This window comes from Streptomyces sp. NPDC041784 (assembly GCF_055591025.1).
In genome coordinates this window covers 11,189-17,386 of record NZ_JBVJAB010000044.1, presented here as the reverse complement: position 1 = coordinate 17,386, position 6,198 = coordinate 11,189, and the positions used below count along the sequence as shown (strand labels likewise).

At 69.8% G+C, this 6,198-nt stretch carries 6 protein-coding genes; 3 read left to right on the top strand and 3 right to left on the bottom strand.

All coding sequences use genetic code 11. From position 1 onward, the window contains the following. Positions 1-249 precede the first annotated feature (249 nt). Complete coding sequence (locus ACZ6D7_RS43465; RefSeq protein WP_469503473.1) at positions 250-510, bottom strand: hypothetical protein; 261 nt, start codon at positions 508-510, stop codon at positions 250-252. A gap of 396 nt (positions 511-906) precedes the next feature. On the opposite strand from ACZ6D7_RS43465, the gene ACZ6D7_RS43460 reads away from it, so the two are divergent. Beyond that, positions 907-1,272 carry a DUF6300 family protein gene (locus ACZ6D7_RS43460; protein ID WP_469503471.1) on the top strand — a complete coding sequence of 122 codons (366 nt, stop codon included), beginning with the start codon at positions 907-909 and terminating at the stop codon, positions 1,270-1,272. A gap of 445 nt (positions 1,273-1,717) precedes the next feature. Here the strand turns inward: ACZ6D7_RS43460 and ACZ6D7_RS43455 are convergent, their stop codons facing one another. Then, positions 1,718-2,830: an alkene reductase gene (locus tag ACZ6D7_RS43455; RefSeq protein ID WP_469503468.1), complete on the bottom strand. Its 1,113-nt coding sequence runs from the start codon at positions 2,828-2,830 to the stop codon at positions 1,718-1,720. Positions 2,831-3,291: 461 nt separating this feature from the next. Next, positions 3,292-4,638: an aldehyde dehydrogenase family protein gene (locus ACZ6D7_RS43450; RefSeq protein WP_469503465.1), complete on the bottom strand. Its 1,347-nt coding sequence runs from the start codon at positions 4,636-4,638 to the stop codon at positions 3,292-3,294. A 174-nt stretch (positions 4,639-4,812) separates the two neighbouring features. On the opposite strand from ACZ6D7_RS43450, the gene ACZ6D7_RS43445 reads away from it, so the two are divergent. Both ACZ6D7_RS43445 and ACZ6D7_RS43440 read left to right on the top strand, forming a co-directional pair. Beyond that, positions 4,813-5,733, top strand: a complete 921-nt coding sequence (locus ACZ6D7_RS43445) for a helix-turn-helix domain-containing protein (protein ID WP_469503462.1) — start codon at positions 4,813-4,815, stop codon at positions 5,731-5,733. Positions 5,734-5,995: 262 nt separating this feature from the next. Continuing rightward, the coding region (locus ACZ6D7_RS43440; RefSeq protein ID WP_469503459.1) for a hypothetical protein at positions 5,996-6,198 on the top strand (203 nt) is incomplete at its 3' end.

Sequence of the window (6,198 nt, the reverse complement as noted above, 5' to 3'; positions counted from 1 at the left end):
GAGAAAATCGGAAAATGACTGGGGCCTGCCGCCTCCCGCCCTTCCCCCCCCTGGGAGGACAGCACGGCCCCTTCCCCCCCCCCCCCCCCCGCCCCCCCCCCCCACGGTCGCGCGCGCCGCGGCCCTGAGGGGTGCCGGCCGGTTCGAGCGGCTGGCGCCACACCGGCCCGGACCGCGGAGGCGGACGAGGACGCTCCGGCCGAACGGCGAGGTCCCCCACACACATGTGGCCTGGTTGTTCACTGCCGTTCAGAGCGTAGTGACGGGCGAGTGCACGCTGCGGCGTCTCGCCGGTCTGCCGGCGAACCCCTGGGCCAAGGCGGCGGCCGTCAGGGCGGCGGCTTCGTCGATCTCCGCGCAGAAGGCCGGACCGTCCCTCATCTCTTCGTCGTGCTCTTGGGTCCAGCGGGTGAAACTGGGCGTGGATATGAGCAGGTGCAGCTCGGCGTAGGCCAGGGCCGTAGCGGGGGCGGGGTCCTGCGGCGGCGCGGGGGCCAGCATTGCGATCATGATGTCGAGCCGACGCTTGGGCATCGCCGCGGACAGCTCGCAGGCCGGCGCCCGGCGCCGGGGACGCGGTGGACGCGTCTATATCCGCCCACGCACGAGCCCGGCAGGAGTCGGACACCCCCGCCTTCCGCGCACACCTGCACGCGCTGGTGTCGCGCTCATCCGGCTTCGCCCCCCGGCTGGAGCGGTACTGGGCCCTGGTCGGCACCGCTACGGGCGGGCGCGTGCTGAACATGACGGTGGCGCATCGCTGGCTGACCGACGGACTGTCAATCTCGATCGCCAGGAACGCACGCAGGACTCCGAGGGGCTCGGGCTCGGGGGAATCCACGACCAGGTCGCGGGCGATGGCGAGGCCCAGGCCGGTGCCGCCGTGGTCGCGGGAGCGGGCGTCGGGTGGCGCCGCAGGACGACGAACACGGGCGGCCGATCCACCTGGAGCTGTGCCCGGTGTTCGACACCGGCGACGTGGACCGCCCGGCGGCCGGCCTTCTCGTCCAGTGGTTCGCCAACGACGGCGGTCATGACGAGAGCCGCGTCAAGGAGGGCTCATACCTGCTGATGGAGTGGACGAAGGAGTGCATGGCCGCCCACGGCTGGTACTTGCAGGACACCCCGCCTGACCAGCCCTGGGCCGTCATCGGCAGAAGCTGCCGGGCGCGTGGCGCCGCCGCGTCGTACGGGCAGCGCGGCCGCCGGGTCGAACTACTGTTGGGGCCGTGGCGACAACGTACGACTACCCCGACTTCTCTGGGGGAGTGAGGCCGTCGTAGTGGTGTGCACCTCGGGTTTGTGCAGCTCAGCCACTCGTGGTCGAACTCTAGCTAGTGCAACACTGTGGTGCTGTCGCTGGTTGGAGTGTCTCTGAGAGGGCGGTGCGTGACTTGATGTCCGTATTGCCCTGTCGGCTGGGGTAGGCAGGCTGCTCGGAGGGCCGCCGGGCGGCTATGGCCGCGGCTGGGCGAACAATCCCTGCTCGGTCTCGACCAGGATGCCGCGCTCGGTCAGCCGCTTGAGTTTCAGGCGGGTGTTGTTGATGTTGTTGGGCGCGATCTCCATGTCCATCGCCTCGCAGACCTGCCGTGCCCGCAGCGGGGCGTGATCGCCGGTGTGACCGCGGGCGCAAAGGGGCGGGCACAGTGTCGCCGGTCGGGCGCCTGTCCATGGGTGAGTGGGGCTGCCGCATGGACAGGCGTGACCGTGGGCCTCAAGCCGCTTCGAGGAAGGGGTAGTCGGTGTAGCCCTCGGCGCCCGGCCCGTAGAACAGTTCCGGCCGCGGCTCGTTCTCCGGGTGGCCACCCTGCCAGCGCTCGACCAGGTCGGGGTTGGCGATGAGGGCCCGGCCCACGACCACGGCGTCGGCGTGGTCGGCCTCGATCTGCTGGAGCGCCTGCTCGCGGGTGGTCTGCCCCCCGAAGGGGCCGTTGTTGACGATCAGCTTGCCGTCGAAGCGCCGCCGCAGCTCCTGTACCAGGTCGCCGCCCGGCTCGGTGTGCAGTGCGGAGAGGTAGGCCAGGCCCAGCGGGCGCAGTTGGTCCATCAGGGTGCCGTAGGTGGCCAGGACGTCGTCCCGGTCGGTCTCGAAGACGTCCCCGAGGACGACCTCCGGCGAGATCCGCAGCCCGACCCGATCGGCACCGACGGCCTGGGCGACCGCCGTGACGACCTCGACGACGAAGCGGGCGCGGCTCTGCGGCGAGCCGCCGTATCCGTCGGTGCGCTGGTTGGCCGCCGGGGAGAGGAACTGGTGGAGCAGGTAGCCGTTGGCGCCGTGGATTTCCACGCCGTCCGCTCCCGCCTCGATGGCCCGGCGGGCCGCGGTGACGAAGTCCTCCAGGGCTGCACGGATCTCTGCGGTGGTCATCGCTTCCGGTACGGGGTAGGGCTGCTCGCCCTTCTCGGTGAACGTCTTGCCGTCGATGGCGATCGCGCTGGGGGCGAGGATGCGGCGGCCGCCGTTGATGTCGGGGTGGGTGCCGCGGCCGGCGTGCATGATCTGCAGGACGATGCGGCCGCCCTCGGCGTGCACCGCCTCGAACACCCGCTGCCAGCCGGCCGCCTGCTCGTCGGTGGCGATGCCCGGCTCACCGACATAGCCCTGCGACGCGTTGTCGGGGTAGGTGCCCTCGGTGATGATCATTCCGACGCTCGCCCGCTGCCGGTAGTACTCGACCATGAGGTCCCCGGGGATGCCGGAGGAACCGGCCCGGACCCGGGTCAGCGGTGCCATGACGATGCGGTTGGCGAGCTCGATCTTCCCGAGAGAGACGGGGGAGAAAAGCGACGGAACGGATGAAACTTCTGAAATATTGACAGTCATGGGTTTCTTTCTTCAATGCGGAGTAAAACGGGATGAATGTCTGCGACGCAGGGGGCCCACGCTGTCCCGGCGGTGGCGCGGATGCGCTCCTCGGGCAGGCACGGGGTTGGCGGCGAACGCGGTGAGAGCCGCATGCCGTCGGCATCGGTGTCGACGCCGACGCCGGTCAAGCGCAACTGCCCACCGGAGTATGGGCGTTCGCTCCTTGCGCACGATCAGCAGCCAGCCAGCTGACGAAGTCATGGGTGCCGCCGCCGGAGTCGGTACGGATCGGTGTCTGCAGGCCGCGCCGCGACCGACTCCCTCGACGCGCCCCCGCGAAGAGGGCCGATACACGGCTTCACCTGGAACGCGCTTTTGGCGGTGGCGGGAACAGCGATATCAGCGATCCTCATTCTCGGCCTGAGGCACTTCCGCCGCCCGATCGCCCATCGGACAGCCTGCTTCACGAAAGCGCGAGGCTAGCTGAGCGGGACGTCCGCGACGGCCTTGAGGTGGCTGAACGTCTCAAGGGAGTACCGGCCGTGGTACCGGCCCATGCCGCTTTCGCCGACGCCACCGAACGGCAGGCCGGTCATGAGCAGTTGCATCACCGGCTGGCCCCAGGCGACGCCGCCGGAGGACGTCTCGTTCACGAGGCGCGACTTGGTGGCCTCGGACTCGGTGAAGGCGTAGAGGGCGAGTGGCTTGTCGCGTTCGTTGATGAAGGCGATGGCGGCATCGAGGTCTTCGACTTCGACGACGGGGAGGATCGGACCGAAGATCTCCTCCTGCATGACCGGCGATGCGGGGTCGACATCGGTGAGCACCGTCGGTGCGAGGAACAGGTCGTCACGGTCGTGCTGGCCTCCCACCGCCGCCCGGCCGGAATCCAGCAGACGCGTGAGCCGGTCGAAATGCCGCTCGTTGATGATCCGGCCGAAGCCGGCCGCCGTCTGCGGGCTGGTCCCGAACTGAGCTTCGACCGCCGCACGCAGGGCGGGAACCAGTGCGGCAGCGGTCGCAGGATCGGCCAGAACATAGTCGGGGGCTATGCACTGCTGACCGGCGTTGCCGAACTTGGCGCCCACCAGCCGCTTGGCGGTCTCCTCCACATCGGCGTCGGGCGCCACGAAGACCGGCGACTTGCCTCCGAGTTCGAGCGTGACGGGGGTGAGGTTCTTGGCGGCTGCGGCCATGACGATCCGGCCGACGGTGCCGTTGCCGGTGTAGAAGATGTGGTCGAAGCGCTGTGCCAGGAGGGCCGTGGTCTCCTCGGCGCCCCCCTCGACCACGGTGAGCACGTCAGGGTCGAAGTACTCTCGCAGCAGGCGTGAAGCGACCGCCGAGGTGTGCACCGAGATCTCGCTCGGCTTGGCCACCACCGTGTTCCCGGCGGCCAGGGCGCCGATGATGGGGTCGATGAGAAGGTGCAGCGGGAAATTCCACGGAGCGATCACCAGGACCACCCCGAGCGGGTCGTACGTGGTGTAGGCCGTGGTCGTGGGACCGAAGTGGGCAGGAACCCCCACCGGGCGAGGCTGAAGCCAGCTCTCCAGATTCGCCAGCGTCTCGTCGATGTCGGCGACAGTGAAGTCGATCTCCTGCGTCTTCGCCTCGGCGGGGTTCTTCCGCAGATCCGCCCAGAGCGCTTCGATCAGTTCCTGCTCGTTCTCGACCAGCAGGGCCCGCAGCCGCTGCAGCTGGTCGACGCGCCAGTCCAGTCCGCGGGTGACGCCGGTGTTGAACGTCGCACGAAGGCGGCCGACCGCCTCCGCGGCCGTTTCGCTCTGGCGAGTCCTCGACTCGGTCCCCTGTGTTGCGGTCATGGGGTGTGCTCCGTTCTTGATGCAAGCCACGCCCCGGCTGCCTTCCAGCCGGGCACGGTCTCCAGCGTGCTGGACGATCCGGTATTCACCCAGGTCACGGCTTTGCGTATGCCCGCGATGCCTACCACTGGCTGGGTCAGGCTGGTGTGCGTCCGGCCGTGGATACTCGAGGGCATGGACGAATACCCCGAACCGGTGCACGAGCCCGCCGCCGGTGCTCTGGACCCGCGTGCCGAGCTCAGCGAGTTCCTGCGCACCCGGCGGGCCCGGCTGAAGCCGGAGGACGTGGGCCTGCCGGACTTCGGACGGTACCGGCGGGTGCCGGGGCTGCGCCGCGAGGAGCTGGCGCAGCTGGCCGGAGTGTCGGTGGCCTATTACACGCGGCTGGAGCAGGGCAACGGGCGGCACGTGTCGGCGGAGGTCCTCGACGCCATCGCCCGCGCGCTCAGGCTGAGCGACGCCGAGCACGCCCACCTCACGCACCTGGCGAAGCCGAAACAGAAGAAGAAGCCGACCGTCCGCACCCAGCAGGTGCGGGGCCCCCTGCGGACGCTGCTGGACACCATGGACGGCGTCCCGGCGATCCTCGTGGGGCGGCGCTCGGACATCCTCGCCTGGAACCGGATGGCCGCGACGGTCTTCGGCGACTGGGCCGAGCTGCCGGCGCACGAGCGGAACTGGGCGCGGCTGGTGTTCCTGAGGCCCGAGTACCGCGACCTGTTCGTGGACTGGGAGCACAAAGCGAACGACGTCGTCTCTCAGCTGCGCATGGACGCCGGCTCCCATCCGGACGACCCCCGGCTGTCCGCTCTGGTGGGCGAACTCTCCGTGAAGAGCGAGGAGTTCCGGCGGCTGTGGGCCACCCACGACGTCAAGGAGAAGTGCCACGGCATCCAGCGCCTGCACCACCCGCTCGTCGGCGAACTCGACCTCCGCCTCGAGTCGTTCCACCAGGCCGACGCCCACGAGCGGATGCTGGTGACGTACCACGCCGAACCCGGTTCCCCGTCGGCGGAGGCACTACGACTGCTGGCCAGCTGGGGCACCGACGCGACAAGGGCGGGAACCGGGATGCCGCCGGCACGCACGGCTTGACAAACAGTTGATCATCGGTGGTTGGCTGCGCGCCACGCCCAGCGTCCCTTCGCACGCCAGACGCCTCCGGGGGCGGTGTCGGATTCAGGACGGCGCGGGCGTGCTGCGGGTAGGCAGTGGAAGAACGGTGCCGCCGCTGCGCAGGGCGTCGTCTACCTCTCCAGGTGACGCACCCGCTCCTCCACCCGTCGCGGCGGTTCCGTGAGCCCGTTGACCGTGGACACCTCCCGGTCCCCAGCTCCGGTGGGGCTGCTGCGGCGGCGTGGACGCGTTCGAGGAGGTCGCGGTGCCGGTAGAGGTAGGTGCGGTCCACTCGTGCCGCGCGGGCCAGGCCGGAGACCGTGATGTCCTGGCCGCCTCGCAGCAGGACATCGAGGGCTTTGAGAACTCGTTCGCGGCGGAGGGACAGATTGGGCCCCCGCCCCCTGGGCCCTTCTGGTATCCGGTTCTCCCCCTGGGCAAGGT